Source organism: Bradyrhizobium sp. USDA 10063 (assembly GCF_054063735.1).
Genome location: NZ_JBSSGP010000002.1, coordinates 7,679,896 through 7,706,124, shown reverse-complemented (window position 1 = coordinate 7,706,124; position 26,229 = coordinate 7,679,896). Strand labels below are relative to the sequence as shown.

Annotated in this window: 26 protein-coding genes and 3 pseudogenes; 4 read left to right on the top strand and 25 right to left on the bottom strand. The window is 60.5% G+C overall.

The annotated features are described in order from the left end of the window. Nucleotides 1-14: 14 nt before the first annotated feature. The gene (locus ACVJGD_RS38195; RefSeq protein WP_456639038.1) at nucleotides 15-623 is read right to left on the bottom strand and encodes a thiolase family protein; all 609 of its coding nucleotides are present in this window, start codon (nucleotides 621-623) and stop codon (nucleotides 15-17) included. 634 nt (nucleotides 624-1,257) lie between these two features. On the opposite strand from ACVJGD_RS38195, the gene ACVJGD_RS38190 reads away from it, so the two are divergent. Together ACVJGD_RS38190 and ACVJGD_RS38185 are read left to right on the top strand one after the other, a co-directional pair. Beyond that, nucleotides 1,258-1,512, top strand: coding sequence for a helix-turn-helix domain-containing protein (locus tag ACVJGD_RS38190; RefSeq protein WP_456639037.1), 255 nt, complete (start codon nucleotides 1,258-1,260; stop codon nucleotides 1,510-1,512). After that, nucleotides 1,512-2,819 carry a type II toxin-antitoxin system HipA family toxin gene (locus ACVJGD_RS38185; RefSeq protein WP_456639036.1) on the top strand — a complete coding sequence of 436 codons (1,308 nt, stop codon included), beginning with the start codon at nucleotides 1,512-1,514 and terminating at the stop codon, nucleotides 2,817-2,819. Before ACVJGD_RS38190 ends, ACVJGD_RS38185 begins: the two co-directional genes overlap by 1 nt. Before the next feature lie 16 nt (nucleotides 2,820-2,835). On the opposite strand, the pseudogene ACVJGD_RS38180 reads toward ACVJGD_RS38185, so the two are convergent. The 3 genes and pseudogenes from ACVJGD_RS38180 to ACVJGD_RS38170 all read right to left on the bottom strand — a co-directional run. Continuing rightward, nucleotides 2,836-3,209: pseudogene (locus ACVJGD_RS38180) on the bottom strand (hypothetical protein). Nucleotides 3,210-3,225: 16 nt separating this feature from the next. Next, on the bottom strand, nucleotides 3,226-3,426 hold the full coding sequence (locus tag ACVJGD_RS38175) for a hypothetical protein (protein ID WP_456639035.1): 201 nt from the start codon (nucleotides 3,424-3,426) through the stop codon (nucleotides 3,226-3,228). 169 nt (nucleotides 3,427-3,595) lie between these two features. Then, a pseudogene (locus tag ACVJGD_RS38170) lies at nucleotides 3,596-3,805 on the bottom strand (AMP-binding enzyme); the annotation flags it as partial. A gap of 768 nt (nucleotides 3,806-4,573) precedes the next feature. Between ACVJGD_RS38170 and ACVJGD_RS38165 the strand changes: the two are divergent. Continuing rightward, nucleotides 4,574-5,296 carry a LuxR family transcriptional regulator gene (locus tag ACVJGD_RS38165; RefSeq protein ID WP_456639034.1) on the top strand — a complete coding sequence of 241 codons (723 nt, stop codon included), beginning with the start codon at nucleotides 4,574-4,576 and terminating at the stop codon, nucleotides 5,294-5,296. 409 nt (nucleotides 5,297-5,705) lie between these two features. On the opposite strand, the gene ACVJGD_RS38160 is transcribed toward ACVJGD_RS38165, so the two are convergent. From ACVJGD_RS38160 to ACVJGD_RS38090, 15 genes are all read right to left on the bottom strand, one after another. Beyond that, nucleotides 5,706-5,948 carry a DUF2274 domain-containing protein gene (locus tag ACVJGD_RS38160; protein WP_456639033.1) on the bottom strand — a complete coding sequence of 81 codons (243 nt, stop codon included), beginning with the start codon at nucleotides 5,946-5,948 and terminating at the stop codon, nucleotides 5,706-5,708. Nucleotides 5,949-5,953: 5 nt separating this feature from the next. After that, complete coding sequence (locus ACVJGD_RS38155) at nucleotides 5,954-7,159, bottom strand: TrbI/VirB10 family protein (protein WP_456639032.1); 1,206 nt, start codon at nucleotides 7,157-7,159, stop codon at nucleotides 5,954-5,956. Further along, on the bottom strand, nucleotides 7,156-8,130 hold the full coding sequence (gene trbG / locus ACVJGD_RS38150) for a P-type conjugative transfer protein TrbG (protein WP_456639031.1): 975 nt from the start codon (nucleotides 8,128-8,130) through the stop codon (nucleotides 7,156-7,158). The genes ACVJGD_RS38155 and trbG overlap by 4 nt, the downstream gene beginning before the upstream one ends. Before the next feature lie 2 nt (nucleotides 8,131-8,132). Then, nucleotides 8,133-8,813 (bottom strand): conjugal transfer protein TrbF, encoded by a 681-nt coding sequence (gene trbF, locus ACVJGD_RS38145; protein WP_456639030.1) that lies wholly within the window; start codon nucleotides 8,811-8,813, stop codon nucleotides 8,133-8,135. Between the two features lie 48 nt (nucleotides 8,814-8,861). Beyond that, a complete protein-coding gene (gene trbL, locus ACVJGD_RS38140; protein ID WP_456639029.1) occupies nucleotides 8,862-10,088 on the bottom strand; it encodes a P-type conjugative transfer protein TrbL in 1,227 nt (408 codons plus the stop codon). Nucleotides 10,089-10,091: 3 nt separating this feature from the next. Next, nucleotides 10,092-10,466, bottom strand: coding sequence for a putative entry exclusion protein TrbK-alt (gene trbK-alt, locus ACVJGD_RS38135; protein WP_456639028.1), 375 nt, complete (start codon nucleotides 10,464-10,466; stop codon nucleotides 10,092-10,094). Then, nucleotides 10,466-11,200, bottom strand: coding sequence for a P-type conjugative transfer protein TrbJ (trbJ, locus tag ACVJGD_RS38130; protein WP_456639027.1), 735 nt, complete (start codon nucleotides 11,198-11,200; stop codon nucleotides 10,466-10,468). Before trbJ ends, trbK-alt begins: the two co-directional genes overlap by 1 nt. Beyond that, on the bottom strand, nucleotides 11,200-13,635 hold the full coding sequence (gene trbE / locus ACVJGD_RS38125) for a conjugal transfer protein TrbE (protein ID WP_456639026.1): 2,436 nt from the start codon (nucleotides 13,633-13,635) through the stop codon (nucleotides 11,200-11,202). The genes trbJ and trbE overlap by 1 nt, the downstream gene beginning before the upstream one ends. Nucleotides 13,636-13,644: 9 nt before the next feature. After that, nucleotides 13,645-13,908, bottom strand: a complete 264-nt coding sequence (locus ACVJGD_RS38120) for a VirB3 family type IV secretion system protein (RefSeq protein WP_456639025.1) — start codon at nucleotides 13,906-13,908, stop codon at nucleotides 13,645-13,647. Then, entirely contained in the window at nucleotides 13,908-14,234 is a 327-nt protein-coding gene (locus ACVJGD_RS38115; protein WP_456639024.1) for a TrbC/VirB2 family protein, read from the bottom strand. Before ACVJGD_RS38115 ends, ACVJGD_RS38120 begins: the two co-directional genes overlap by 1 nt. Further along, nucleotides 14,231-15,199, bottom strand: a complete 969-nt coding sequence (gene trbB / locus ACVJGD_RS38110; RefSeq protein ID WP_456639023.1) for a P-type conjugative transfer ATPase TrbB — start codon at nucleotides 15,197-15,199, stop codon at nucleotides 14,231-14,233. The genes ACVJGD_RS38115 and trbB overlap by 4 nt, the downstream gene beginning before the upstream one ends. Nucleotides 15,200-15,395: 196 nt before the next feature. Continuing rightward, nucleotides 15,396-16,691: an MFS transporter gene (locus ACVJGD_RS38105; protein WP_456639022.1), complete on the bottom strand. Its 1,296-nt coding sequence runs from the start codon at nucleotides 16,689-16,691 to the stop codon at nucleotides 15,396-15,398. A gap of 103 nt (nucleotides 16,692-16,794) precedes the next feature. After that, nucleotides 16,795-17,457, bottom strand: a complete 663-nt coding sequence (locus tag ACVJGD_RS38100; protein ID WP_456639021.1) for a hypothetical protein — start codon at nucleotides 17,455-17,457, stop codon at nucleotides 16,795-16,797. A 386-nt stretch (nucleotides 17,458-17,843) separates the two neighbouring features. Beyond that, a complete protein-coding gene (locus ACVJGD_RS38095; RefSeq protein WP_456639020.1) occupies nucleotides 17,844-18,266 on the bottom strand; it encodes a CopG family transcriptional regulator in 423 nt (140 codons plus the stop codon). A gap of 10 nt (nucleotides 18,267-18,276) precedes the next feature. Beyond that, entirely contained in the window at nucleotides 18,277-20,253 is a 1,977-nt protein-coding gene (locus ACVJGD_RS38090) for a conjugal transfer protein TraG (protein ID WP_456639019.1), read from the bottom strand. Between the two features lie 602 nt (nucleotides 20,254-20,855). On the opposite strand from ACVJGD_RS38090, the pseudogene ACVJGD_RS38085 reads away from it, so the two are divergent. Continuing rightward, nucleotides 20,856-21,544 (top strand): annotated as a pseudogene (locus ACVJGD_RS38085) (polysaccharide deacetylase family protein). Nucleotides 21,545-21,700: 156 nt separating this feature from the next. On the opposite strand, the gene ACVJGD_RS38080 reads toward ACVJGD_RS38085, so the two are convergent. From ACVJGD_RS38080 to ACVJGD_RS38055, 6 genes are all read right to left on the bottom strand, one after another. After that, a complete protein-coding gene (locus ACVJGD_RS38080) occupies nucleotides 21,701-21,907 on the bottom strand; it encodes a cold-shock protein (RefSeq protein WP_456639018.1) in 207 nt (68 codons plus the stop codon). Between the two features lie 269 nt (nucleotides 21,908-22,176). Next, on the bottom strand, nucleotides 22,177-23,904 hold the full coding sequence (locus tag ACVJGD_RS38075) for a relaxase/mobilization nuclease domain-containing protein (protein ID WP_456639017.1): 1,728 nt from the start codon (nucleotides 23,902-23,904) through the stop codon (nucleotides 22,177-22,179). Further along, the gene (locus ACVJGD_RS38070) at nucleotides 23,901-24,149 is read right to left on the bottom strand and encodes a hypothetical protein (RefSeq protein ID WP_456639016.1); all 249 of its coding nucleotides are present in this window, start codon (nucleotides 24,147-24,149) and stop codon (nucleotides 23,901-23,903) included. The genes ACVJGD_RS38075 and ACVJGD_RS38070 overlap by 4 nt, the downstream gene beginning before the upstream one ends. Further along, nucleotides 24,146-25,024, bottom strand: a complete 879-nt coding sequence (locus ACVJGD_RS38065; protein ID WP_456639015.1) for a lytic transglycosylase domain-containing protein — start codon at nucleotides 25,022-25,024, stop codon at nucleotides 24,146-24,148. Before ACVJGD_RS38065 ends, ACVJGD_RS38070 begins: the two co-directional genes overlap by 4 nt. Beyond that, complete coding sequence (locus ACVJGD_RS38060) at nucleotides 25,021-25,527, bottom strand: S26 family signal peptidase (RefSeq protein ID WP_456640502.1); 507 nt, start codon at nucleotides 25,525-25,527, stop codon at nucleotides 25,021-25,023. The genes ACVJGD_RS38065 and ACVJGD_RS38060 overlap by 4 nt, the downstream gene beginning before the upstream one ends. Then, a complete protein-coding gene (locus ACVJGD_RS38055) occupies nucleotides 25,527-25,991 on the bottom strand; it encodes a DUF2840 domain-containing protein (protein ID WP_456639014.1) in 465 nt (154 codons plus the stop codon). Before ACVJGD_RS38055 ends, ACVJGD_RS38060 begins: the two co-directional genes overlap by 1 nt. Nucleotides 25,992-26,229 lie beyond the last annotated feature (238 nt).

The following is a 26,229-nucleotide window of genomic DNA, read 5'->3' as shown; positions in this document are numbered from 1 at the left end:
GCAGCAAAATTGCGTCAGAGCCCCTTTGCATGCTGATAAGGGTCCCATTCCAACGCCGATTGACAGCCAATCTTCAGCCCGTGGTGCTTCAAGCGCTTCGGAATGGCGTAGATCGGACCGATTCCCATTTCTTCTGGAGCACACCCGGCCACTGCGATGCCGCGATAGATGCCTAAGGGCTCAATGCTGCGCTTCTCAGCGAGCGAGCGCTCCATCTCAACGCAGGCGGAGGCCCTATCGGAAAGTTGGTTCACGTTGCCGGCGGTGATCACACCGCCTTCGACCACGGGCTTGAGCCCTTGCAAAGTCTCCAACGTCGTATCCGGGCGATTTCCTTCATCCCTGGTGAGAGTAACTTCCTTATAGCTCGTCTGACCTGTCGCCTTGTCCACCAGCGCCATCGTGGTCGCAAGAGGTGCGATTTCCGCGCCAAGTCGCTCGGCTTTTGAGCTGTCGCGGTGCGCTGTTGGGACTGCAGGGCGTATTGATCCTGAGCCTTGCGGCTGATGCCGTATTTCTTCGAGACAAACTTGGCAGTCTGCAAAATGGGCATGTAACCATGAGGAGCGCGCGGTTACAGCCTCATCCTGCGTGCAGCCCGACCATTGGTAGTACTGCGCCAAACAATCGAGCCTCCGGGGGTATCATGGAGGCTCGAGCAACCTGGAAGTTAGAAAATAGCTATGTTCGGATCTCCTCTCGCTGTTCTCAAAAATTGCGCTGAAGGCGAAGGCTCAAGCCGACGGTATCTTAATCCTTGAAGTGCCGGAGGTGGATTCACAAACCTGCGCCCTTTACTATCGCGCTTGAGAGGGAGCGATCGACGATCTCGGAGGCATCGAGCTTCCGTTTGATTAGACCCATCGGAATAGAGATTCATCACGCCTTATGAGAGGCGTGATGCGGATTTTCGCGCTGACAACTACTTCAGCGGCACCGCGGCCGAAATGTTCATTGGTCTGCCCAGGTCTTGAGCCAGCCAGCAACAGGATTGAGCCGTGGCGGGCAACCCGAATCGTTAGATCTTGCGTGCCGTCAGCGTTTGCGTCGGGGAATTCCTCTTGCGCTCTCTCCAACGAATTTGCTGACCACCTGGCTCATCATGCTCGCTCGAGGCCTCGCATCTCCAGGACCCCTTATGCGCGGTCGCGTATACTAAGGTTTTATACGGCTATGCGTATATCGCACAAATATACGGCTTTGCGTATATTGACTAAGTATACGCGTTTGCGTATATTGCCCGGCGGAGGGTCAGACATGACACAGCAGATCGCGCGCACCGAAAAGCAGATCGGAGCCATTCTACGCCGGGCGCGCAAGCATAAAAGACTGACGCAGTCGGACCTTGGCAAACGTATTCACCTGCGACAGGGAACTATTTCCCGGCTGGAAGGGGGCGCGCCAGCAATCCAACTGCGCACGCTGATGGAAGCCCTCGCTGCGCTCGATCTTGAGCTGGTCATCCGCCCCCGCACCAAGGGGAGCCCTGCCGACATCGAAAGTCTCTTCTGATGGCCCGTCCGCGATCAAATGCGCCCTTGAATGTGTTCGTCAATGGACGACTGGTCGGCGTGCTTCGGCGCGAGTCGAGCGGTGCGATCGATTTCCGGTACGATCGGCAATGGCTCTCCTGGGACTCGACTTTTCCGATCTCACTGTCTCTGCCTCTCCGCGAAGACCGCTATATCGGCGCACCGGTGATCAACGTGTTCGACAATCTACTCCCCGATAGCGAACCGATCCGCAGGCGCGTGGCGGAACGCGTCGGGGCGAGCGGAACAGATGCCTACAGCATGCTCACCAAGCTGGGCCACGATTGCGTCGGTGCGCTCCAGTTCTTGCCCGAAGGCATCGACCCAGGCCCCGCCGGGAAGGTCGACGGCAAACCAATTAGTACCGGCGATGTGGGTAACATCATTCAGAACCTCGCGACGGCGCCGCTTGGTCTTGGCGAGGATGACGAATTCAGAATCTCAATTGCGGGTGCGCAGGAGAAAACGGCTCTGCTTCGTCAAGAAGGGAGATGGTACAAGCCGGTCGGCACCACAGCCACGACGCACATTCTTAAACCGCAAATTGGAAGACTGCCAAACGGCAGCGATCTTTCGAACAGTGTCGAGAACGAATATTTCTGCTTGAGACTATTGTCGGCTCTCGGTGTGCCGACCGCGAACGTCGAGCTTGGTGATTTTGGCCGGCGCCCAACGCTGATCGTAGAACGTTTTGACCGGCGTTGGACCAGCGATAAGCGCCTGCTTCGTGTCCCGCAGGAAGATTGTTGTCAATCTTTGTCCGTCCCGCCTTCTAGAAAATATCAATCGGACGGCGGTCCCGGGATGAAGGAGATCTTGGAATTGCTTAAGGGCAGCGATACTGCAACCGAAGATCTTGCGGTGTTCATGCGCGCGGGAATTGCTTTTTGGCTTATTGGAGCGACGGATGGGCACGCCAAGAACTTCAGCATTTTCTTGAGCCCTGGAGGCCGTTTTCGCCTCACGCCCCTCTACGACGTCCTCAGCGCACAACCCAGCCTCGATGCAAAGCAGATTCAAACCAAGGCGTTCAAGCTCGCCATGTCTGTCGGCAAGAGCCGGCATTACAGAATGAGCGAGATTCAGCCCCGTCACTTTATCCAGACTGCCGAAATCTCCGGCGTCGGGGCCGCTGTCGTCCATTCAATATTTCAGTCTCTTGGAGAAGCGTTTGAAGCGGCTTTCGCTCAAGTTGTAAAAACGGTTCCGAAAGGCTTCCCGATGGAGCTAACAGAGTCGATACGAGCTGCGGCACTCCATCGCATCGGCATCATGAGTGAAGCCTAACCTCCCGCAAAGCGTTTCATTTGCTGACGGCGCGACGTTGCTGCTGGCGTCTATGCCGCTGGGCAACTGATCGAGGGGTTATGGGCTTAGCTTGCCCGGGAGCGCACGCCTCTGTGTTTTCAATCATCTCTGTAGGGATGGGACGCGCTTCCATAAATCCAGTACGGCGCGCCCCTTTTCACTGATGCGCCAGCCGCCATTGATACGTTCAATGAGACCCTGCGAAAAAATATAAGGTTCGGCACACGGCTAGCCAGTCTCTTGGTACGCTCGGACCACTCCCGACCGCTTGTCGCCAAAAATGGCCATGTCGCGCTTGAGGTCCGCCATCGGTGCGAACCCATCCGAATAGCTCACGAGGATCTTCAGGACTGTGACTTGGAAATTCACCTGAGTGACAAACGCGCTACCGCCACATGGTCGGGGCTTGCGAAAGGGCTTCGCGACCGATCTCTTTCAGGACCTCGGGTGTCGTCTCACCCCGTGTGGCGGCTTCTAGAATCTTCGAGGCGACATGGGCGCGGGTTCCGGTGTCATACGGGGAAAGGCTCTCGCAGACCTCGTCGAGGACGGCGCGTAGCAGCGCGGCAGTAGCGGCATCGAACATCGGAGATCTCCCATTATCAGCCAAGGTGCGGATTTTGCATTGACGATCAAACACATTAATCTGGTGAATGGTAACGCCACCTCCCAGTTCCGCGCGAAGCGGTCTCCAACATCTCCTCTGGATCTTGCATCCGCGATGGAACGCGTCGGGGAGCGATTGTGTACAATGATCATTTGCTCTCATACCAATTTCTTTCTCCATTCTGATGACCCCCGGGGGATGTCACGTCAGACGACGGTCCTGACGTTTGCATGCGCCCCGCCAGGTGCTGATCGAGTTCCTTCGTCTCCACTTGCTTGCCGGGCTTGAGGACGATGCAGGCGAGCGGCCTTTCGCTCCATTTTTCGGCGGGGATCGCGATCACCGCCGCTGCGGCGACGACCGGATGCTCGAAAGTAGTTCTGCCTTAAGATTGGCTTGTCCCGCCGTGGATTGCGTGGAGTTTAGCAATGAGGGTGCATCTGACAGCGCCCGTCGATCTTGCACGCCGGCTTCGTACTTCTCCACGGCGCAACACTGTCAACCGCGAGCAGGAGCGATAATTTAAATGAACGTACGTTCCGTACGAATGTGGCGCGCCGCTGACACAATCGACATTGAAAGTCGATTTGATACATCATTGCGGTGAACATGCACTTAAATTGACCTCTGAGTTAGCTATACTGAGTTGACTGGCGGCCAGTGCACGAGCGCAAGCGTTGCACCCGACTTCTAGTACGATTCCGCCGAGCGATCGGCGGTGTATTGCGGTAGAGCCTCGTGCTCTTCGCAGCCCGTGAGGGCGCCCCTCCCAGACTTGGGCCGCCGGCTTCGAAGGCCGGCGGCTTCTTTAGCCGACTTTGAACGACTAGATCTGCTCTCTTAAGCTGGACGCTTGGTCATGCCGCACCGAACTCTCGTCGAGGTCGACGCTAAGCCGCCCGATGGTTCGGCTTGCGTGGACGGTCGCGGCAGGAACTGTTTCTGAGAGAACACATGCAATGCGTCGAGCGTGCAGCCCGTCAGGCGGGCCGACCGGTGGGCTTTCGTGGTGAATAGCAAGCGCGAGGGGAATCGTTGATCGGCATTCAAACCCAACGCAGATTGATGCGCGCAGCGGAGATCAGCTAGCTTTCTGGACCGTCGCTCACAACCGACAAAGAGAACGATGCATCGCGCTTTTCAAAGCTTCATCGATCGTTTGTCCTACGCGGAGGATCCCGCCGCGTTTTCGGAGGCGATTGCCGCAATTGCAACGCCTCTCGATTTGTCGTGCTTCGCCTATATTGGATTGCTACAGCGGCCGAGCAAAAGACCACTGGTGATATCGACGTACCCATCGGGCTGGATCGCGCACTACGTGCGCAGTCAGTATGAGCATGTTGATCCCGTGATCGTGCGCGCCCGACGGGATCCTGAGCCCTTCGAATGGGGCAATGGGTTATCATTGACAGCTCATTCTTCGATACAACAGGCATTGCTCGACGAAGCCTCCGAGTTTGGAATCCGGTTCGGGTTTACGGTTCCAATTCACGATGACCATGGTCCCGTAGCTGCCCTAACCTTCGCGTGCGACCGGCAACGTCGCCGGTTCCGGCGCTGCGTGAGTTTGAATCGTCGAGTCCTGCAGCTGGCAGCGATGTCCTTTCATTCGCGCATTCGTCATAAGCTCGTAGACGAAAACAGTATCGGCGGCGTGAGTTTGTCGCCTCGTGAACTCGAATGCCTCGAATGGTCTTCTCGCGGCAAATCCGCCTGGGAAATCGGGAAGATTATCGGGATCAGTCGAAGAACTGTTGCCTTTCATCTGGACAATGCCCGGGCGAAACTCGGCGTTCGAACGATTCGTCAAGCCGTCGTCTTGTTAGCTAAGTCAAAAAGCCGAAAATAATCGAGCGCTAATGGCACGCACCCCGTGCGTTTGCACAGGGTGCTTTGCATCCTTTTGTCTGCTCTCTCCCGACACAAAACAGGGAGGTAACAATGATGCAACTCATCACACCTAGGCGTTGAAAGCGAGTACAATTCGCAGCTTCGCTGCATTCGGGGCGGTAAGCCCTTCCTGTTTGAGCCTTAAGATGCACAATTTCCATCGACGACGGGCTACCCTTCAAGCCAGCAAAGCTTTCGAGCAGGTATCAGCCTGGTACTCCAATCGGATATCGGGGCCAATTTTGCCGGGCTGGCTTATCGGGACCTGCGCGATGGCACGGCCGCAAGCCGATTCGAGTTCTCGGCCTATTGGCGGGTCGACAACGAAAGCCCGCCCTGAATGCCTTCCTGAAGATGCTCTCCGAACGCTACCCCTCACCTTCTCCGCCAACATGACGAGCCCGCCGCGCCTTTCGAAAGCTCCTGTCCGTTGCCATAAACCGCGCCAACATGGGAGCAATCAGTTTGGCTGGATCCTGGATCGGCAGTCCGGTCTCCTGCGCGAGGATTTCGGCGTAGGCGGCAAGATCCCGGTGGATGCTCGCCGGCAATTCGTGCGTGACCTTAACCGGCTTATCGTCTTCGATTGCTCCGAGCTTGAGCTTGGCCATCGTCCTCATCCTCTATAGGGCTCGAGCACCAGGTCGCGATTGACGATTACCTGCACCGGAAATCCCGGGCGGATCGTCAAAGTCGGCTGGATGTTGAGATTGCGGCGGACCACCTGCTGGCCCGTCTGATTGATCGAATCCCCTGCCCCACGGCGTAGCGCAGCAATGAGGTCGCTGTTGGTGCTACCGGTGTCCGCCCCAGAATTCACCTCGGTGCCGACGGCGAGCAGGGTGGAAAGCGCGGCGGCTCCCAGCAATTCCTTCCAGTGGTTGTCGACCTGGTCCTCAAGGCCAGAGTAGCCCGCCGCATCTGCACCCGGCTGCCGCTCCAAAACGATCGATCGCCCATTCGGCATGATCAGCCGGGTCCAGACCAGCAGCACACGCGACTGACCAAATGCGACCTGGCTATCGTACGTACCGATGAGTTTTGCTCCCTGTGGGATCAGGCGAGCTCGCCCGGTAGGGGAATCGTACACCGCTTCTGTTACTTGCGCCGTTATCTGCCCAGGCAGATCAGAGCGGATACCCGTGATAAGAGCAGCCGGAATGACCGTGCCGGCTTGGACGACAAAGGGCGAGGCTGGCCTTGTCAGGCGATCGGAACTGGTCGTCCGGCGATCGACGGATGCGCTGACGAACGCGAGCTTCCGTTCCTGCCCATTCTGAGCAAATGCTTCGTCGGACGATGTCGTTGTGTTTGTAGGGTCATTACTCGACGACGTGGCAGGTGCTGAGGCCCGGACATTGGTGCTCGCAAACACCCTGCTGGCGCGCGCGGCCTCGCTCTCCTGATTGACCCGCTGCTGTTCCGCGTCCATACCGAGCGTACTTGGCGTCGACGAGCCTTGTGCTGCGACAATGGGCCGGCCGAGATCGCCGGGCAGAGGCGGTCCAAGGCGCGGCACGTCCTTCGGGATCTCAGTATAGTCCTTCGGCAAGGTCGCGATCTGATCGGCGACATTGTGGTGATCGGTCGCGTAGAGCTCCTCTGGAGCGGGTTGCCGCGATCGCTTTTCCTGCAGAGCCCAGAACACGGCACCGGAGATGAGCACGAACACAAGGGCGCTGCCGCCGGCAAGGACCTTGCGCGAGAGGCGCACCACTTGCGGCCGATTTGGCCGGAGCCGCAGGGCCTCAGTCACATCCTCCGGCCGCTGCGCGCGAGGCGGATCGTTGGGTCTGTCATTCGCCTGGCCGGTATCGGTCACAGGGACCTCCCGTCGGTTCTGATGATCCTGACCTTCTGCTGGTGCTCCTCGCCCAGCTTCAGTTCCGCGGCCGCGAACAGCCGGTCGACGATAAGTATGTTGCGGTAGGCGCGGTAGTTGACGAGCTCAGTCTTGCCCTCGGGGCCGATCACGAACAGCGGTGGCATCTCGCCCTGACCAATGCCGGGCGAAAACTCGATATAGACCTTGCGTCCGTCGTCATAGGCGTTGACGGGACGCCAGGGCGGGCTGTCGCCCTCGATAGCGTACCGGTAGCGGCGCGCTGGCAGATCCGGAATGATGGGTGCCGGCGGCAGAGCCCGACGACGTACGCCTCGATCCTGCGGATAGAACCATGCAACCGAGGGCATATAGGGCTTTTCGCGGGAGCGCAGCTCGATCAGGTAAGTCCGCCGATCGGTATTGATGATGAGATTTGTCTCGATCGAGGGGCGGGTCGGCTTGACCATGATGTGAACGCGGCGCGTATCGCCGCTGCCGCTTTCGGTGTCGCCAACCACCCAGCGCACGGTATCACCCGCGGCAACCGGTCCCGAGCCAACCAGTTGCTCCCCTGGCTCCAGGGCAACGTCGGTGATCTGCCCGGGGGCGGCATAGATCTGGTAGAGAGCCCCCGGACTATAGGAAAACACCTGCATGGCGTTGTAGTAGCCGGCTTTCCGAGGCTGCACGCGTGCAGCATCATTTGCGGTTTCAATGCGCTCGATGGGCTCCTTGGCTTCCGTGCTCTTGCCGCCGCGTGCAGGCTTCCAGGCCGGCGGCACATGCAGCGGCCGCAGACGATCGTCAGCAGGCGCCGGCAAATCTGGCGCCGGGGGGAGCTCGCTGTCATAGCTGATTTGCGGCGGCTTGAACGTCGTGCAACCGCCAAGGGTAGATACACAAATCAGAACAGCCAAGGGCAGGCGCGGCCGGACGCTTCGAGACACAACAACGAGACCTGACAGCATTGCTAGCCCAGCTCCTTCGACCAGTTGATAGCGTTGACGTAAATGCCGAGCGGGTTCTTGCGCAGGCGATCCAGATCTCGGGGCATTTCCACGATGATGGTAAGGATTGCGCTCCACCGTTCGGTCGCAGCAAGCTGACCGTTGTCGTAGCGGCGTTCGATCCATGCCAGGCGAAAACTCTCAGGCGAGGCCCGAATGACGCTTGAGACCTCGATCGCAATTTGGGTTTTGCCCAGTTTGGCGAACGGATCGTTGTTGCGGGCATAGTCATTGAGTGCCGCCGCACCGCGGTCCGTGGTGAAGTCGTAGGCACGGAGCCAGTTTTCCCGGAGTACGATGGCATCCATCGGCAGCCCGCGGACATGTTCGATGAAGCGGGCCAGGTGAAATGCGATCTGCGGATCGGTTGGTTGATAGGTGGCGTTAGCCGGGGCAACCGCCTTGGCTTCGCCCAGTTGATCGACCTCGACCACCCAAGGCGTGATCGTCCCCTGAGCGGATTGCCAGACCAGAGCTCCGGCAAAACCAGCAGAAAGAAAGAGAGACCCAAAGGCCATCAGCCGCCAGTTCTTGGCCTGCAAGCGCGCTGCGCCAATGCGGTCATCCCAGACTTGAGCCGCGCGTTGATAGGGAGTGACGGCTTCTGGCGTGCGGCCATAATGAACGGCCGATCGTTTGAACATTGGTTGACCTCAAGAGATGCTTAAGAACGGAATTGGACACGAGGAGCGTCAACGATCCTCTTGCGAAAGGTCGACAGATCCGCCGCCCCCGCCGTGATCGCCTGAACGGACGGCGTGCGTCGCGGCTGATGCGCCATGACTGATGGTCTGCGCCCGCTTCATCCGGCGAACCCAGGCGGGCGCACTGTCGGAAGTGTCCCGTTCCCTCTTCCCGGCATTGCTCGCTCCTCCACCAAGACCAACTGCCACCGAACGCAAGGGACTTGCAGCAGGCGAAGCGCTCGCCTCGGAGCCGGACAGATGACCCGCCCGGAACATGCTCATCGCGCCAGTTGCAAACGCGCTTCCTCCGCGCGCCGCGCCTGCAATCGCGCCGCCGGCGAGACCGGCCGCGCCGGCCGCAAGACCAGCGCCAGCCGCGACTACTCCACCGGCGGCGAGCCCTGTGGCAACCGCGCTGCCTGCGCCAAGCTGCGGACCTCCAGAGACGATGCCGTTGGCTATGCCGGGACCGAAAATGCCGAGCCCCAGCAAGGAGAGCGCGCCAAGCACCAGCGCCATCGCGTTCTCAATGGTCGGCTGGTTGCCGCCGAAACCTGCTGTGAACTGCGCAAATAAAGTCGAACCGATGCCGACGATGACGGCGAGAACCAGGACCTTGACGCCCGAGGAAATGACGTTGCCGAGGATCCGCTCGGCCGCAAAGGCGGTCTTGCCGAACAGACCGAAGGGGATGAGGACGAAGCCTGCAAGTGTCGTTAGCTTGAACTCGATCAGCGTGACGAAGAGCTGGATCGCGAGAATAAAGAAGGCCAGCAGCACCACGATCCAGGCGAACAGGAGGACTGCGATCTGGACGAAGTTTTCGAAGAAGCTGACATAGCCCATCAGACCCGTGATCGAGTCCAGGATGGGACGGCCGGCATCGAGCCCCACTTGAGCGATCCGGCCTGGCCGCAAGAAATCTGCCGATGAAAGGCTTGTCCCTGAGGCTTTCAGGCCAAGACCTGCAAAACTCTCGAAGACGATGCGGGCAAGGCTATTCCAATTGCCGATCAGGTAGGCAAAGACGCCGACGAACAGGGTTTTCTTGACCAATCGGGCGATGATGTCCTCATCACTCCCGAAGGACCAGAACAGGCCCGCAAGCGTGAGGTCGATTGCAGCTAATGTCGTGGCGAGATAGCCGACTTCGCCACTGAGGAGGCCAAATCCGGAATCGATATAGCGGGTGAAGGTTTCGAGGAACTGGTCGATGATGCCGGTGCCGCCCATGGTTCACTCGCTTTGGCCTGGAAGGGAGGAATAGCCGGGCGGGAGGCGGCTTTCGTCCTTACGCGCGCGAGGTGAGGAGACTGGCGCCGGGCCCGCCCCGCTATCCGAATTGTTTGAGGGTTCGCTTCCCCGCAAGAACTGGCTACGCTGTGCCGCCCAGATCTTCTGGCAATCGAGCAACGCTTCTTTCTGCTCGTAGGTGATGGTGCGGCATTGCTCGAGCTTTGCCGCCATCGCATTGCCCTTCAGAGCCAGCGAGGCAGAAGATTGGGTCGCGCTCTCGTCGCCGCGCAGGCGAATGGCGCAGGCGGCGACGACCAGGACAGCAAGGCCAATTGCTACCGCCATCGGCAGCCGTTTAAATCTGTTCTTGATCATCAGTGGAACATCTGCACGGTTGTCGGTTGGTAGCCCTGACCCTGGGTCAGGAAGCGCCGCAGCTGCTCTCGGCCTTGGTCCTGCGCTGCAGCTCTCTGTGCAGACACCAGGGTTTGCGCGCGTCCTTGCGCGGCAACGGTGGCGGTGAGATCGGCCAGCTGCTGTGCCTGAAGCGCAAGGAGCTGGTTGCCGGCCTGGCTTGCCTGAAGCGCACCTGAAGCCCCTTGGCTCGCGGTGACCAAGGCCGACATCTGGGTCCGATTGGTGTCGAGATTGCCGACGACGGTCGCCTGCACCCGCATGGCGTCCTGCAGCCCGGCAACCGCGTTCTGCCAGCGTGTCTGGGCATTTGCGACGAGAAGCCCGTCGGACATGCCCTTGGACGCCGGCGCATAGGTCGTGGAGAACGCGCGATCGATCTGCTGGACGTCATAAGCAATGCGCTGCGCTTGACTGAGCAGCTGCTGGGTGCGCTGAATCGATTGCTCGAGCTGCTGCAACGACGAATAAGGTAGCCTCGCAAGATGCTTCGCCTGATTGATCAGCATCTGCGCTTCGTTCTGCAGCGAGGTGATCTGGTTGTTGATCTGCTGTAGCTCGCGCGCGGCGGTAAGCACGTTCTGCACGTAGTTGTTGGGATCGAACACGATCCACTGTGCGTTCCCTTCCCGGGACACCTGGACCATGGCAAGGACGATGATACTTGCTGCCAGAAGTGGGCGGAGACGGTTCATCAGAGCCCTCCTTCCTTTGCGAGCTGCGGAATGAGATTGCAAGCCCAGCTGAGGTCGCGCGCCTTGAGCCAGCCGGTGACGAACTCGTCCCGTCCGTGCTCCTCAAGCGCTCGCTCGATCAGTGCCTGGTCGGCTTTGGAGGACGCGGCCGCAAAAGCGAGGGCGATTTCGCCAAGACCGAGCTCGAACAGCCGATTGCCCCGGCGCGACTGGCAATAATAGTCCCGCTTGGGCGTGGCGCGGGCCAGGATCTCGATCTGCCGGTCGTTCAATCCAAAACGCCGGTAGATCGTCATGATCTGCGGCTCTATCGCACGATCATTCGGCAACAGGATTCGGGTCGGGCAACTCTCGATGATGGCGGGTGCAATTGCGGATCCGTCGATATCGGCAAGCGACTGGGTCGCGAACACGACGGAGGCGTTCTTCTTGCGCAGCGTCTTTAGCCATTCGCGGAGCTTACCGGCAAAATCGGCATCATCGAGTGCAAGCCACCCTTCATCGATGATGAGAAGAGTCGGACGGCCGTCAAAGCGATCCTCGATCCGGTGAAACAAATAAGAAAGAACAGCCGGCGCGACACCGGTCCCGATCAACCCGTCAGTCTCGAACACCTGGACGGAGGCCCCTCCCAGCCGCTCACCTTCGGCATCCAGCAAGCGCTCGAACGGCCCGCCAAGGCAATAGGGCTGCAGCGCGCGCTTCAAGGCATTGGATTGGAGAAGAACGGACAGGCCTGTGAGGGTGCGCTCGCCCACCGGGCCTGAGGCAAGAGACGTCAGCGCCGACCAGACATGATCCTTCGTCTCGGGTGTGACCTCGATGCGCTCGCGGCTCAAGATCGACGCGATCCAATCGGCTGCCCAGCCCCGCTCCGCGACATCCTCAATGCGCGCGAGCGGCTGCAGCGCCACGAACTCAGCCGATTCTCCAACCGCACCGCCGAGATCATGCCAGTCGCCGCCCATGGCGATCGCCGCCGCGCGGATCGATCCACCAAAGTCAAAGGCAAAGATCTGCGCTTGCGGATATCGGCGGAACTGCAACGCCATCAGCGCAAGCAGCACCGATTTGCCGGCGCCGGTCGGCCCGATGACCAGGGTGTGTCCGACATCACCAACATGGAGCGAAAAGCGGAACGGCGTCGAGCCTTCCGTCTTGCCGAAGAACAGCGGGGGCGCCTTGAAGTGTTGATCCCTTACCTCTCCCGCCCAGACAGCAGACAGCGGGATCATATGCGCGAGGTTCAAGGTCGAGACCGGCGGCTGGCGGACGTTTGCATACACCTGTCCCGGCAGGCTGCCGAGCCAGGCCTCGACCGCATTCACCGTCTCGGCCATGCAGGTGAAGTCGCGTCCTTGGATCACCTTTTCGACGAGGCGAAGCTTTTCTTCGGCGGCGCGCGGGTCCGTGTCCCAAACCGTGACGGTTGCCGTCACAAAGGCTTCCCCGATCTGATCAGAACCCAGCTCCTGGAGGGCGCTATCCGCATCCATCGCCTTGTTGTGGGCGTCGGTATCAAGAAGTGTGGAGGCCTCGTTCGTCATCACCTCCTTCAGAATCGAGGCGATCGACTTGCGCTTGGCAAACCACTGCCGCCTGATCCTGGTCAGGAGCTTTGTGGCATCCCACTTGTCGAGCATGATCGCCCGGGTCGACCAGCGATACGGGAACGCCAGCCGGTTGAGATCGTCGAGAATTCCAGGCGTGGTCGCTGTGGGAAATCCCACGACTGTCAGAACGCGCAGATGCGCTTCTCCCAGCATCGGCTCAAGTCCGCCTGTCAGCGGCTGATCGGCAAGCAGCGCATCGAGATACATGGGGATCTCCGGCACGCGAACGCGGTGCCGCCTGGTCGAGACCGTCGAGTGCAGGTAGGTCAGCGTCGCCTCGTCGTTGAGCCAGCCGCATTCCGGCATGAAGCCCTCAACGAGCTGCAGCACGCGGTTCGTCCGGTCGACGAAGCCGGAAAGCACCTCGCCGGCATCCGCTCCGTCCCGGCGATGGCGTCCCTCGTACAGGAGGCGCTCTGCCGCCGCGGCCCTCTCCGCTGGCGGCAGATAGAGGAAGGTCAGATAGTAGCTCGATTCATAATGGCTGCCCGCCTCCTCGAATTGGGCTTTCCGCTCCGCATCCACCAGGGCGGAGGCGACATCCGGGAACGTGTCCGGCGGATAGCGACCTGCCGAATGCCGCTGCGCCTCGACGAAGACGGCCCACCCCGATCCGAGGCGACGGAGCGCATTGTTCAGGCGGCCTGCGATGGCAACAAGTTCAGCCGGTACGGAGCTATCGAGATCCGGCCCTCGAAACCTCGCAGTTCGCTGAAACGAGCCATCCTTGTTCAAGACAATCCCCTCATCGACCAGGGCGGCCCACGGCAGGAAGTCGGCAAGGCGCGTGTTTGAGCGGCGGTATTCGGCAAGATTCATCATGGGACGGCTTCAGGTAGAGAGGTGACCGGGAACGCGAACGTGGCGGCGCACGACTTCCACGAACTCCGGGTCGCGCTTTGCGGCCCAGACGGCGGCGATGTGGCCGATGAAGGCGAGGAGAAGGCCGGCCAGCCACAAACGCAGGCCAAGGCCGAGAGCGGCGGCCAATGTGCCATTGAGGATGGCAACCGATCGCGGTGCCCCACCCATCAGGATCGGCTCGGTCAGGGCGCGGTGTACGGGGGCAACAAAGCCCGGGACTGGCTCATCCATCAGATCACCACCCCGCCGCCGAACGAGAAGAACGATAGGAAGAAGCTCGATGCGGCAAATGCGATGGATAGGCCAAACACGATCTGGATCAGCCGACGAAAGCCGCCCGAGGTGTCGCCGAATGCAAGCGAGAGCCCGGTCACGATGATGATGATGACCGCGATGATCTTGGCGACCGGCCCCTCCACCGATTGCAGGATCTGGTTGAGCGGCTGCTCCCAGGGCATGTTCGAGCCGGCGGCCCAGGCGGGTAGACTTGCCAGGTACAGACAAGCGAATGCCGTGACCGAGGTGAAACCTCGCCCGAAAGACGATCGTGTGGTCATGACTGATCTCCGATTTTCGAAAGGCTGTAATCGCCCGATGGCCCAAGCCCGGTGACGCAGGCGAGCTCGCTCAAACGCCGTTCGGCGCCACGGCCAGAGAGCACGGCGATGACGTTGATGGTCTCGGCGATCAGCGCGCGCGGGACCGTGACGACGGCTTCCTGGATGAGTTGCTCGAGGCGGCGCAGCGCTCCAAGCGCGGTACCGGCATGAATCGTGCCGATGCCGCCGGGATGACCGGTGCCCCAGGCTTTGAGCAGATCCAAAGCCTCGGCTCCGCGGACCTCGCCGATCGGAATGCGATCGGGCCGCAAACGAAGCGAGGAGCGCACCAGGTCCGAGAGCGAGACCACGCCATCCTTGGTCCGCAAGGCCACGAGATTCGGCGCCCTGCATTGAAGCTCGCGCGTATCTTCGATGAGAACGACGCGATCAGAACCTTTGGCCACCTCCGCCAGAAGCGCATTCGTCAGCGTCGTCTTGCCAGTCGAGGTGCCGCCGGCAACCAGGATGTTCTTGCGCGTGGCAACCGCGTTGCGCAGCGCGTTCGCTTGATTTAAGTTCATGATGCCCGCGGCGACATAGTCGTCGAGGCCAAACACGGCGACCGCGGGTTTGCGGATCGCGAACGCCGGCGCGGCAACGACTGGTGGCAGCAGCCCTTCGAAACGTTCTCCCGTCTCCGGCAGTTCAGCCGAGATGCGGGGCGAGCCGGCATGAATTTCGGCGCCCACATAATGCGCGACGAGCCGGACAATTCGTTCGCCGTCGGCCGCAGATAGACTCTCGCCCGTGTCCGTGAGGCCGCTCGACAGCCGATCGATCCATAGACGTCCATCGGGGTTGAGCATCACTTCGACGACAGACGGATCTTCAAGAAAACCAGCGATCGCGGGCCCAAGCGCAGTGCGAAGCATTCGCGCCCCGCGCAACTCGGCTTCCGAATGAAATGAATGGATTGCCATGACTGCCCCCCAACTAACTGAGGCAGCTGGCGACCAGCGGCCTCACATGGGGACAAGTAGAAAAAGCAGAACCGGCGCTATCGCAACAATGGGACCATGGCCGTCGTAGCCTGGCGTAGAAGAAGAAAGACTCGGAAAGACGCCCCTCGCGCGCCGAAAACGGGACGCGGGACATCAGCCCGGCGAGAGACTGACGTCACCACTCCACATGTTCATCCGCCTCCAGGATGACGAGCTCGGCTGGTGGAATAGCAACCTCAACCGAGCTCCAGCCGCTCGCCGGCTGACTTCCGACCGAAGCCGCAACCTTCCCTTTCAGGCCTCCAAGCCATGGCACAGCAAACCAGGCCAGCGCCACGGATTGCAGCAAAGCGTTTACACCAAAGGCAGTCTGGTAAGCGATCAAAGGATAGTGCCCCGCCTCCAGAGGCCATTGCTGCAGAATCAGTCCCGTTCCGTACTGCACGACGAAGGCCCAGCCGAATTGCAGGACGTTCAAACCGCCGTTCGCGCGCGCAATCAGCTCGGCCGGGAAATAACCTCCTATGATTGCGTAGCTGAGAGCGGTTGCTGACCCCGCTACCGAGATGACGCACCACGGCAGCAGAGTCGGCCAGGGCGGGTGCAGGATCAGCACAAGCTCTGCCACGATCAACATCGCCGCGACGATCGCAAACAAGCCTTCCGTCTTCCTGCCACGATGGCGAACCCAATTGGCAAGCACGCCCAAGACCAGTGCGCCGAGACTTAAGGTGACCGCCATGACGAACAAGCGTGTGACGAGATTCGTTCGATCCAGTCGTTCCACATCGCAAAGCCAGGGCGCCGCCCACAAGGATTGCAGTGCCCAGGCCGACCCGATGCAGGTTGCCGATAGCGGCGCAATTCTCCAGAAGCGCGCATCCGAATAGACATCCTTCAGAGTGGACTGCTTCCTGCTACCCTGTGGCTCTGCAGTTCGTTCGGGAACCAGGAGATAAATCAAGATGGCAGCAAGCGCGGTTGCCGCGGCCAGCACCCCGAACAGGCCCCTCCAGCCGATCCAATCCAGGAGCGCTTCCGCAGGTGCTGTTGCGGTGACAGCCCCCAACGAACCCAGCATAATCATATAGCCATTGATGAGGGCTATACGTTCTCTTGGGAACCAGACGACGATGATCTTCAGGCCAGACATCAGGGCTGCTGCAGTCCCGAATCCCATCATCGCGCGAGCGATGAGAAGCGACAGGAATCCGGTCGATAGTCCAAAGAGCGCGGCGCCCCCTGAAGCAATCAATAGCAACACGCTCTGGACCCGGCGCGGCCCAAAGCGATCGAGTAACATGCCGATTGGAATCTGCAGCGCCATGACGACCAGGAAATAGATCGACGTGACGAGCCCGATATCGGCAGCGCCAAGCCCGAGATCAGAGGCGAGGCGACCAGCGATCAGCGTATTGATCGTCCGGAACAGGTAGGAAAGGTAGTACCCGGCCGCGAAGGGAAGAAACACGCATGCGATGAGCCGCCACACAGGAACTGGGTCAACACGCGTCACAGGCGATGTTTGCGCCCCAAACTCCGTCGGCAGGCATCTGCCAGCCCTGTCGGCCACCTCAACAAAAGGAGTTGGGCAGGTTTCGAAAGTTCAGATTGCTGCCGCCCTCCTCGGCGGCAGCGCTCAGTTCGGAGTTTCCATCTGCCGCCGCCGCGGACAGAGCTTGCTGATCCGATTGTTGGTCCGGCGCGGTGCGTGATGCACCGCCACGAGTTTCAGGGGCAGTTCGAGCGGTCCTGCCGAGCCGATCGATTGTCTCCTGTATCAATGGCTGGCCGAGCCGTACCCGACGCTCGACCTGCTCGGCCAGGACCTTGAACCGCTGCTGCCCGAGCAGGCACGCCTCGCGCTGCTCCGATGGCTGCATGGGCGGCGTTACGGTAAGGTGATAGCGCGCATGCAGGGCCACCGCCTCGGCAATGATCGCGATCTGGCCCTCGAGCCTTGCCATTTGGCCACTGATCCGGTCGAGAGCCTCACGAACGCGCCCTTCAGCTGGCCGCGCAGGATTGAGGAAGCGCTTCAGCGCCGTCTCAACGACCATGCTATTGCCGGGCCCCGGGCGCTCGGTCGCAGCTTCAAGCCGCAGGAACATGCTCTCGGAGAGCTGGACGGTGACCTTTTTCGTTCGCGGTCCTTCGTTCGGTGTTGGTTGCGCATCGCTATCGGCTTGATTCACAATTGAGCTAGCCTGACCTCCAAGCTCTCCATCGACTTGCATTGTTTCTTTGCTCCCCAGTTTGCGACCGCACGAAACCGCACACCGCTCTTCACGCGCGGCATGGATTTCCGATCGAAACGGCTGAATCGCCCCCAGCGATGATGGGATGACAGAAGGGCCAATCGGAACGTTAGTTCAACCACACCGACACCTTCATCGTAGTCTGGCGCAGCCAAAGAAAGAGAAGGCGGGCTCAATAGGGTCGGACTTGTCAGCCTGTGTCATTCGTGGGCCACCAATGTCCTGTTTCGGCGGGCTTCGGAGTCTAAAGTTACCCGCCCATTCCTTGCGCCGCGCGATGCGCTGCCAGTCTGAACGTCGGCTTAGTGACCCAGCACGGAAACTTGCTTAGACCGCCAGAGACGCATTTGAGGCGCGCGACCTGCTCACTCGGGCTTCTCAGAGGCCTGCATGTCGATGCTCACCTCTTTGAGGACGCTCGATCCGCTTGCTAGCCGCCGTCCGAGCGCTTCAACAAAGCGGTCGTACCGCTCGCCGCCCTTGGCACGCGCGGCGGGGCTCGAATGCTCCGGCAATGCCGGAGTCGAGGTCAGCCAGAACCGGATGAAGAGCGCAATCGTCTCAAGCGTGATGCCATCATTGCGCTCCAGGCGCTCGAGCACCCGCACAATCCGATCCAGCCGCCTGGCGATCGCCGCCTCGCGCCGATCGGAATCATCGGGAGAAAGGAAGGAACCTATTGCGGCCTCAACTACCAGCGACTTGGGCTGGCCCCGCCGGCTTGCGAACGCCTCGAGCGTTTTGAAGGTCTCAGGATCAAGATAGATGCTGAACTGGACCTTTTTCACGCTGCCCCGCTCACAAATCCATGCCATCGTCCGGATCGAGGCTGACGGTCCGCGCAACGCCCTGCATTGAACGGCTCAGAGCTTGGGCCTGGACGGCGTCGGCATCGCCCTCATCAAGGTCGGTGTCGAACTCGTGTTCGCCAACCGGCGCCTTGATCTCGATCTCCGCATGCTCCGGCAATTCCGGCTCGCGGCGCAAACCACCGTTCGCCTCGTCGCTCCTGCGCTTGCGTCTGGTCAGCAGCTCGATCGACGGCGGGATTGGGACGCGGCTTGACCAGTCATCTGGCCGTACCGACAAGGTACGCGGTTCGAAGCGAGGCGGCTTCAACACACGCCGCTGGAACTGCGAATCCTCGTAGTAGCGGACCTTGGTGGCGCGCACCGGATGCACCCCGGAAATCATCACGATCGCCTCTTTGGGCGAAAGCTGCATGACCTCGCCTGGCGTCAGCAGCGGCCGGGAGGTCTCCTGGCGGCTGACCATCAGGTGCCCGAGCCATGGGCTCAATCGGTGCCCGGCATAGTTTTTCATGGCTCGCAACTCAGTCGCCGTCCCCAGCGCATCGGAAACGCGCTTGGCGGTGCGCTCGTCATTGGTCGAGAAGGCGATCCGGACGTGGCAATTATCGAGAATTGCGTGGTTCGGCCCATAGGCGCGTTCGAGCTGATTGAGGCTCTGGGTGATCAGAAAGCTGCGGATGCCATAGCCAGCCATGAAGGCAAGCTGGCTCTCGAAAAAGTCGAGCCGGCCAAGGGCTGCGAACTCATCAAGCATCAGAAGAAGTTTTTGCCGGCGCTGCTCGGGTTCGAGGTTCTCGGTCAATCGTCGCCCGATCTGGTTGAGGATGAGCCGCATCAAGGGTTTTGTGCGAACGATGTCGGATGGTGGCACGACGAGGTAGAGTGAGACGGGTCGAGGCCCGTCGACCAGATCGCGGATGCGCCAGCAACTGTGCGCGGTGATCTTGGCAACGACCGGGTCGCGATAGAGTCCCAAAAAGCTCATCGCGGTTGAGAGCACGCCGGAACGCTCGTTCTCGCTCTTGTTGAGAAGCTCCCGCGCCGCTGAGGCGACGACGGGATGAACGCTACCTCCAAGATGCGGTGTGGCCAGCATTGCATTGAGCGTGACCTCGATCGGACGGGACGGATCCGACAGAAAATTGGCGACGCCCGCGAGTGTCTTGTCGGCTTCAGCGCAGAGGACATGCAGGATCGCCCCGACCAGGAGAGAGTGACTTGTCTTTTCCCAATGATTGCGGCGTTCGAGCGCGCCTTCGGGGTCAACCAGGATATCGGCGATATTTTGGGCGTCCCGCACTTCGCAATCGCCACGGCGGATCTCCAAAAGCGGGTTGTAGGCGGCGCTTGCCGGATTGGTGGGATCGAATAACAGGACGGGTCCGAAGCGCGACCGCCAGCCGGAGGTCAGCTGGAAGTTCTCGCCCTTGATGTCATGGACAATTGTGGACGCCGGCCAAGTCAAAAGCGTTGGGATCACGAGCCCCACGCCCTTGCCAGAGCGCGTCGGGGCAAAGCAGAGCACATGCTCAGGCCCGTCATGCCGCAGATAGTGGCCCTCAAACCGGCCAAGCACGACGCCATCGCTTCCCAAGAGACCTGCGCGCCTGACCTCGCGCGCATCTGCCCAGCGCGCCGAGCCATAGGTGGTGACGTCCCGCGCCTCATGGGCGCGGAACACCGAGAGCATCATTGCCAACGCGATTGCCGCGATGCCACCGCCCGCGGCAATGGCGCCGCCCTCAAGGAAAATCACTGGCGCGTAGGCATCGAATTTGAACCACCAACCGAAGAAGGCCGCCGGCTGGTAAATGGGCCAACGCCCAAGCGTAAACCAGGCGGATCCAAGCTGCGGCTGGAAAGCAAGCCGCCACGCTGTCCATTCGGTTGCCGCCCAAAGAAAGGCGAGCACGACCAGACAAACCAGGATGACCTGATGCCAGATGATCTTTGTCGCGGACATGAGCTGGAGATTCCGACACCATCTACACGCGCGCACAACCACAATCGCGCGCGCGTCGCAGTCCCGCGCGTCGCAGCGCACAGATCGGCGCGGCAAAGCGGAAGACCGCGATCCGGGTCGAACGCTCGAATCGGCACTTGGGTGAACATGAATTGATTAAGCTCGACCGTACGAAGCGTACCAAAATACCGGTTTTGTGCGCGAGAGATCATTGGAAAGAACAACGCCTATGCACTCCCAATAATGTGATCGAGCAGTTCATTTCTGCGAACTGCTGCACTAGAGACCGACATCGTCCGAGAACTCCCCGGAGCAACAGATGGGCTCCGAAAACGTTGAAGTGCCGCTCAATGCGACCGAGCGTTTGTGACGATCGCGAGAAAGAACCGTAACGCGCGCGGCCAAGGCCATCCCTTCCCAGCCACCTGATATCGCATGAGGGTATCATACCGCGGCACGACACGCCCTTTAGGTAATGATCGAGGCAGAGCGCAATGATAAAAATGCGCCTGCGCAGATAGGCCTCACGGCTCGCCGGTGCTGCAACGGTGGTGCTTGCCGACATCGCCGTGACAAACGGGGCCGACTGCCCGCGCGAGGATATGCTTGGCACGTCGCGCGTGCTCGCGGTCGATCCGAAAGCTTATCCGCGCGTCGGATTGAAGAGCTTTCCGGAAACGCTTTCTCTGGCGGACCACGAGGTCGTTCTCACTTTCGACGACGGGCCGCGGCCGCCGAGCTAGTGCTGGCGGCGCACGCGGAGGAATGTGTGCGGGCTACGTTCTTCCTAGTCGGCAGGTCTTCCGTAGAATTTCCTGAGCTCGTGCGCCACATCGCCGTCCAGGGCCACACCACTGCGCACCATATGGTCGCATCCAATTATGTCGAAGATTTCGTTCGAGCAGGCAAAGAACGATATCGATCGTGGCATTGCGGCCGATGAATCGGCGTTCAACAGCATTTCGACCAAAAGCCCCCGACGACCTTCTTCGGTTCCCTTATTTCGACTCGACCCCAGCGACACCCGATTTCCTGCAATCGCGCGAGATCGTGTGTTCGGAGCTGACTTTGGGCGAGCGACTGGGAGGACATAACCCCAAGTCAAGAGCTAAAGAACGTGACCGTGCGGCTGGACGCCGCACGAAAGGGCATCATTCTGCTGTACGACGCCTAGGCCCGAACGGCCGCCATAATGTCGGCCTTTTTGCGTAATCTGCACGACAACGGGTATCGGATCGTGCATCTGGTGCCGGCAGCCTCGGCCCAGAAAAACGCTGAGATGGCCCATTGATGTCGTAAGGTCACGCCGCTGCTTCGTGCGGCAGCCTTAAACCGTACGATCAGCTTCAGAGCAGAGGATAACGCGAGTGAAGAACGGGTCGACGGCACGAATCAAAGGACGAGGGGAATTCGAAACAATGTACTGTGCGCGTCTGCGCTGTCGAGGTTACCCGATCCGGAGACTCTCGGCCGACATTTTGCCTGAGCGGCCGGCCCTCAGCTCGTAGCTGATCCGTGCGCCTTCTGCCAAGCTGGTGTAGCCGGCCTTCTCAACGGCGCTGATGTGCACGAAGACGTCAGGTCCACCATCATCCGGTTTGATGAAGCCGTAGCCCTTTGTTGGATTGAACCACGTCACAATACCCATTGCCACCGTCACATCTCCAAAAATGAACCCCCTGCGATTTATCCAAAACTTGCATCAGTATCAAGGCTGTCGCGCCTAGACGGGGTACCGCTAGCGGGCCTTTACGGACCGTCCAGACTATCGCCGGCGTGTTCGAGCGGGTCGCGAGCGCCGTGCGTCTGCGAGAACGGCGTAGGATACCAGCGGATAGTTGTACGGAAACAACAGCACGTGAGAGCAAGAAAGTAACGGCCGCCGGTTCCAACCGCGAGCCTCTCAGCATCGAGATCGGCGGGTCAGAGCGCGAGGCCGCGTTTGCGACCAAAACTCCAATCGACACTGCCGGGCCCGGCAATGCCGCTCACCTGTTTGCCCAGTTCGCGCTCAAGCGAAGGTGCCCACGGCACGAGCTGGAAACCGAGACCATTGTCAATCATGGCGAAGCGCCCTGAGGCTAGCGTCAGCCGCTGGCGATAAACACCTGAAACCTGCTCACCTGTTTCAGCAGGCAAATGCGCACGCCCCGTCTCCTCGGCCAGACGACGCCCGATCACGTCGAGCTCGCGGCGGCGCAGTGTTCCGACCAAGTTGCCGCCAAGGCGGACCTTATCGTCGTGGCGTTGGGCAAGTCCCTGCTTCGCCAATACATCGATCCTCCGGTCGAGGGCTGCACGGACGTCGGCACCAAAGCCCGCGCGCGATAGCTCGACAGGATCGCGCGCCACAAGTTGCCGGTCCAGCCAGGTCGCACCTTCCGCCGTAACCTGCTGGTCCAGGCTGAAGTCGGAGCGCACCGCGAGCGCGATCCGTACCCGGCCGCGCGCATCCTCAAATCGCCGGAGCTCCACAATGCCACCGATCGGGCCGTCCCCGGCTGCGTCGATGTCGGGCACTTTCAGGTGATGAACGCGCCCATCGATGCCGTCGACAATTGCGAAGGCGGTACCCCTAAGCTCGTGGTCCAGTCCGCGCGCGATGAGGCGGCCGACCACTGCTTCACCATGAGTTTCGCCTTCGAGCGCCCAGGATGAAGGTGCGCGTGCGGCACCATCCTTCGCGATTGCCTTGTGGAGGCGCTTAATGATGTCGCCGCGCTCGCCGAGCGCACGCAGGCGCGCCTCCGCATCCTCGGCCAGCACCCAGCGCGCAGGCCCGGCGCGCTCCGCCACTCCCACCCGCTCCAGCATCCGCATCCGCCCGATCCGAATGTCTCGCAACGGATCGCGCGCGGCGCGCCGTTCCGGCCTCAGATCGATCACCCCGTCCGCCGCCCCCGCCTCCTGGGCAAGCGCCCGATCAAGCCTCGTCCAGCGTTCGGCCGTCATCTCCGCTTCCAGGCCATGGCGAATCTCAAGCTCCGATCGCGGGCCAAGCTCGCGGGTGACGAGATCGCCGGCGCGCGCACGGAACCCGCTCGCAATGTAGTCCCTGCTGATAACGAGGTCTTTGCCGTCATCCGCACGGCCGCGCACGAGGATATGGATATGCGGGTGCTCGGTATTCCAATGATCGACCGCGACCCAATCGAGCCGGGTCCTGAGATCGCTAGAGGCTTGGTCCATGAGCTCGCGGGTGAAGCTGCGGAGGCTTGTTAGCTCGCCAGCATTATCGGGCGAAACGATAAAACGGAAATGATGCCGGTCGCCTTCACACCGCTCGGCGAAGGCCCGACCATCTGCATCATCTCCCGCCGCGTCAAACAGCTTTCCAGGCGCCCCGTCGCGCGTCACCCCATCGCGCTGGAGGTAGCCTATATGGGCACGCAATGCGCCCGGCGAGCGCATCCGCCGCACGACACGTGCCTTAACCACCGCGCCGCGGGCTCGATTGTTGAGGAGCCGGGTCGCCGCGAGACTTGCCGCGCGGCCGCGCCCGAATTTGCCGCCGTGGCTGCGTCCGCCGCGTGAGAGGCCGCCGGCTTTCTGCGCGGCTTTGAGCGCCTGGGCAAGGAACGGCTTTGTTCGGGGCGCACGGGTCGAGCCGATGCGACCCGGGCGAATACGAAAATTGTCGTGATCGGTCATCGTGGCTTCCGCAAGGTGCCGAAAGCTGAGCGACCACGGCGCGTTAGCCAGATCCGCGGTGTGCGCTCGACTTTCGCAATGTTCACTGTATCCTTGAAATCGAAGCAATATTGCCCACAACCGACCGGCCGCACGTTGCGGCTTTTATCCTGCCATCCGCGGCCGGCTAATCCTTCCTCTGTGCTGACCACTCTCAATTCTGCGACAACCTTCGACGGCATGCGACGAAATGCGATCGCGATCATCGGGACTGCACCTCGTCTGATCGCTGCAGAAACAGCTTCGTGGCGCGAGGCGTGAGTGCAGGCGCGAACGCTTTAGGCACGCCGTTTGACGAATCCATTGAGCGTACACCTGATGCCGAGTTGCCGTTAGGCGGTGAGCCGTCGGAGCACTTAACGAATATTGGAGCTTGCTGCCACGGAAGAACATGTCTGGTGGCCGAAGTACCGCGCCCGTGCTGTTCAATGCCGATCAATGGTGCGAGTCTTGCGACGTATGTTTGCGTTTCAGCCGGAAGCGGTCGACCAGTGGTCAAGTGCTCCTCGTACCGTGTCGGGCCCGCATTGTAGGCTGCGAGAAACCCTTCCGATCCGAACCGGTCGAGCATCTCACGAAGGTACGCTGTCCCGGCCGTGATGTTGTCGCGAGCGTCAAACGGATCGATGCCGAGGTCGTAACGAACGCTCAGTTCGACCCAGGTCTGGGGCATAATCTGCATCAACCCCAGTGCTCCCTTGGGCGACATAGCTTGTTTATTCCATCCGCTCTCGATTTGTATCACCGCGCGGATCCAACCCTCTGGGATCGCAAACCGATGGGAGGATTCGGTAATGAATGCTGCGTACGTAACAACCTGAAGGAGGTCTGACGGGAGCGAATTTTGTGCGCACAAGGCAGGCTGCGCTCTGCCGATCGATGTCAGTCCGAGCATCAGCAGAAGTCCCAGAGAGATGGACATAGTCCCGCGGACCACCATCCACGCGGCCATCAAGGAGACAGCACCTTGGGACCGCTTGGGATTGCCGCGACTCGCGCCGATTTTCGAGGATCTGGCCGGAACGGCGACTGGCGGAACGGAGAAATGGCAAGCCAACGGAGCAAGGCCGGCGTCCATCATTCCTCCTTTGTCCACAACGGAAGCGCCTGCCCGATGACCGCGGATCTCGGAATCGGTCCGAAATAGCGGCTATCGAGCGAATCGGCCGACTGCCAGTTCATGAGAAAGACTTCGCCTTCGGCAATGATCCGGCAGCCCTGCCAGACCGGTAGCGGTCGGCCGCGCCCATCGCGCTCGCGTGCCTGGCCCATCTCGATGCTATCGACAACAATTGTAAGTCCGGTTCTGCAGACGGTTTGTCCCGGCAGCGCCAATACGCGCTTGAGCATCGGAAGACCGTTCGGCAAATAGCCGTTGAAGGAAAGGAAGCTCGCAAGCGGCTCGGGTGGCCGAACGGCCACGAGCTCAGTGACATCCAATCGTCCGGCCGCTTGCAAACGATAGAGGCCGATCGGCACGCTCCCCGAAGCGTTCCAGATGTACGACGGTGAGTTGTCTTTGACCGCACACAGCGTGAGAGCTGTGGCGCCACAGAGCGCGAAAATAATCCCCGGCCGTCTCATCAGAGTACCATCCTTCGCCGATGGAGCCACGCTTGGTGGCGGGCACGGGTGTACGTTCGTGGGGTTTCGTTGACCGAAAGACGGTTATGAACATGGTGCCAATAATCGGGGGCTGCATCGGCGGGATTGATGCCAATTGCTTCCACCGCGTCGATCAGCTGGAGAACGCGCTCGACCTTTGGCCAGCCAGATAATCTTAGCAGGCTTTCGCCACCAGGACTGACCCAAGGCACGGTCGAGAATCGCTGCCCTGGCGCGACCGCGCGTAAAATGTCGACGCGAGACAGGACAGTTCCGAAGTCGTTGGACGTCCATCGCACGAATGCAAAAATGCTGCCGGTCGTGAATGAGAGAACGCGCCTGTGACGGTCGATGATCTTTTCCGATACCGGCTTGCCAAAGCGAATTCGGTTCTCGATCCGCTTATCGAGCCACAAGAGCTCAACGGTTGTGAGATCATTCATGTTGCAGCTCCGCGTAGCCGAAAGACATTGTGCAACGTGCGAACGTAGGCGCACGCTAGTATTGGGCGCGATATGCGGGCAGAGCGCAGTCGTAGCGAAGCGGAGACGGATCGCTGTTGGCGATCGTGTCGGAACGCAGTCCATGACCTGAGAAGTCCGTTTTTGCGCAGGTTTACAATTGAGTGGATGCCTTCACACGGATTAGGGAGCAGGCCACTCACTTTCGGTTGGCAGTCCA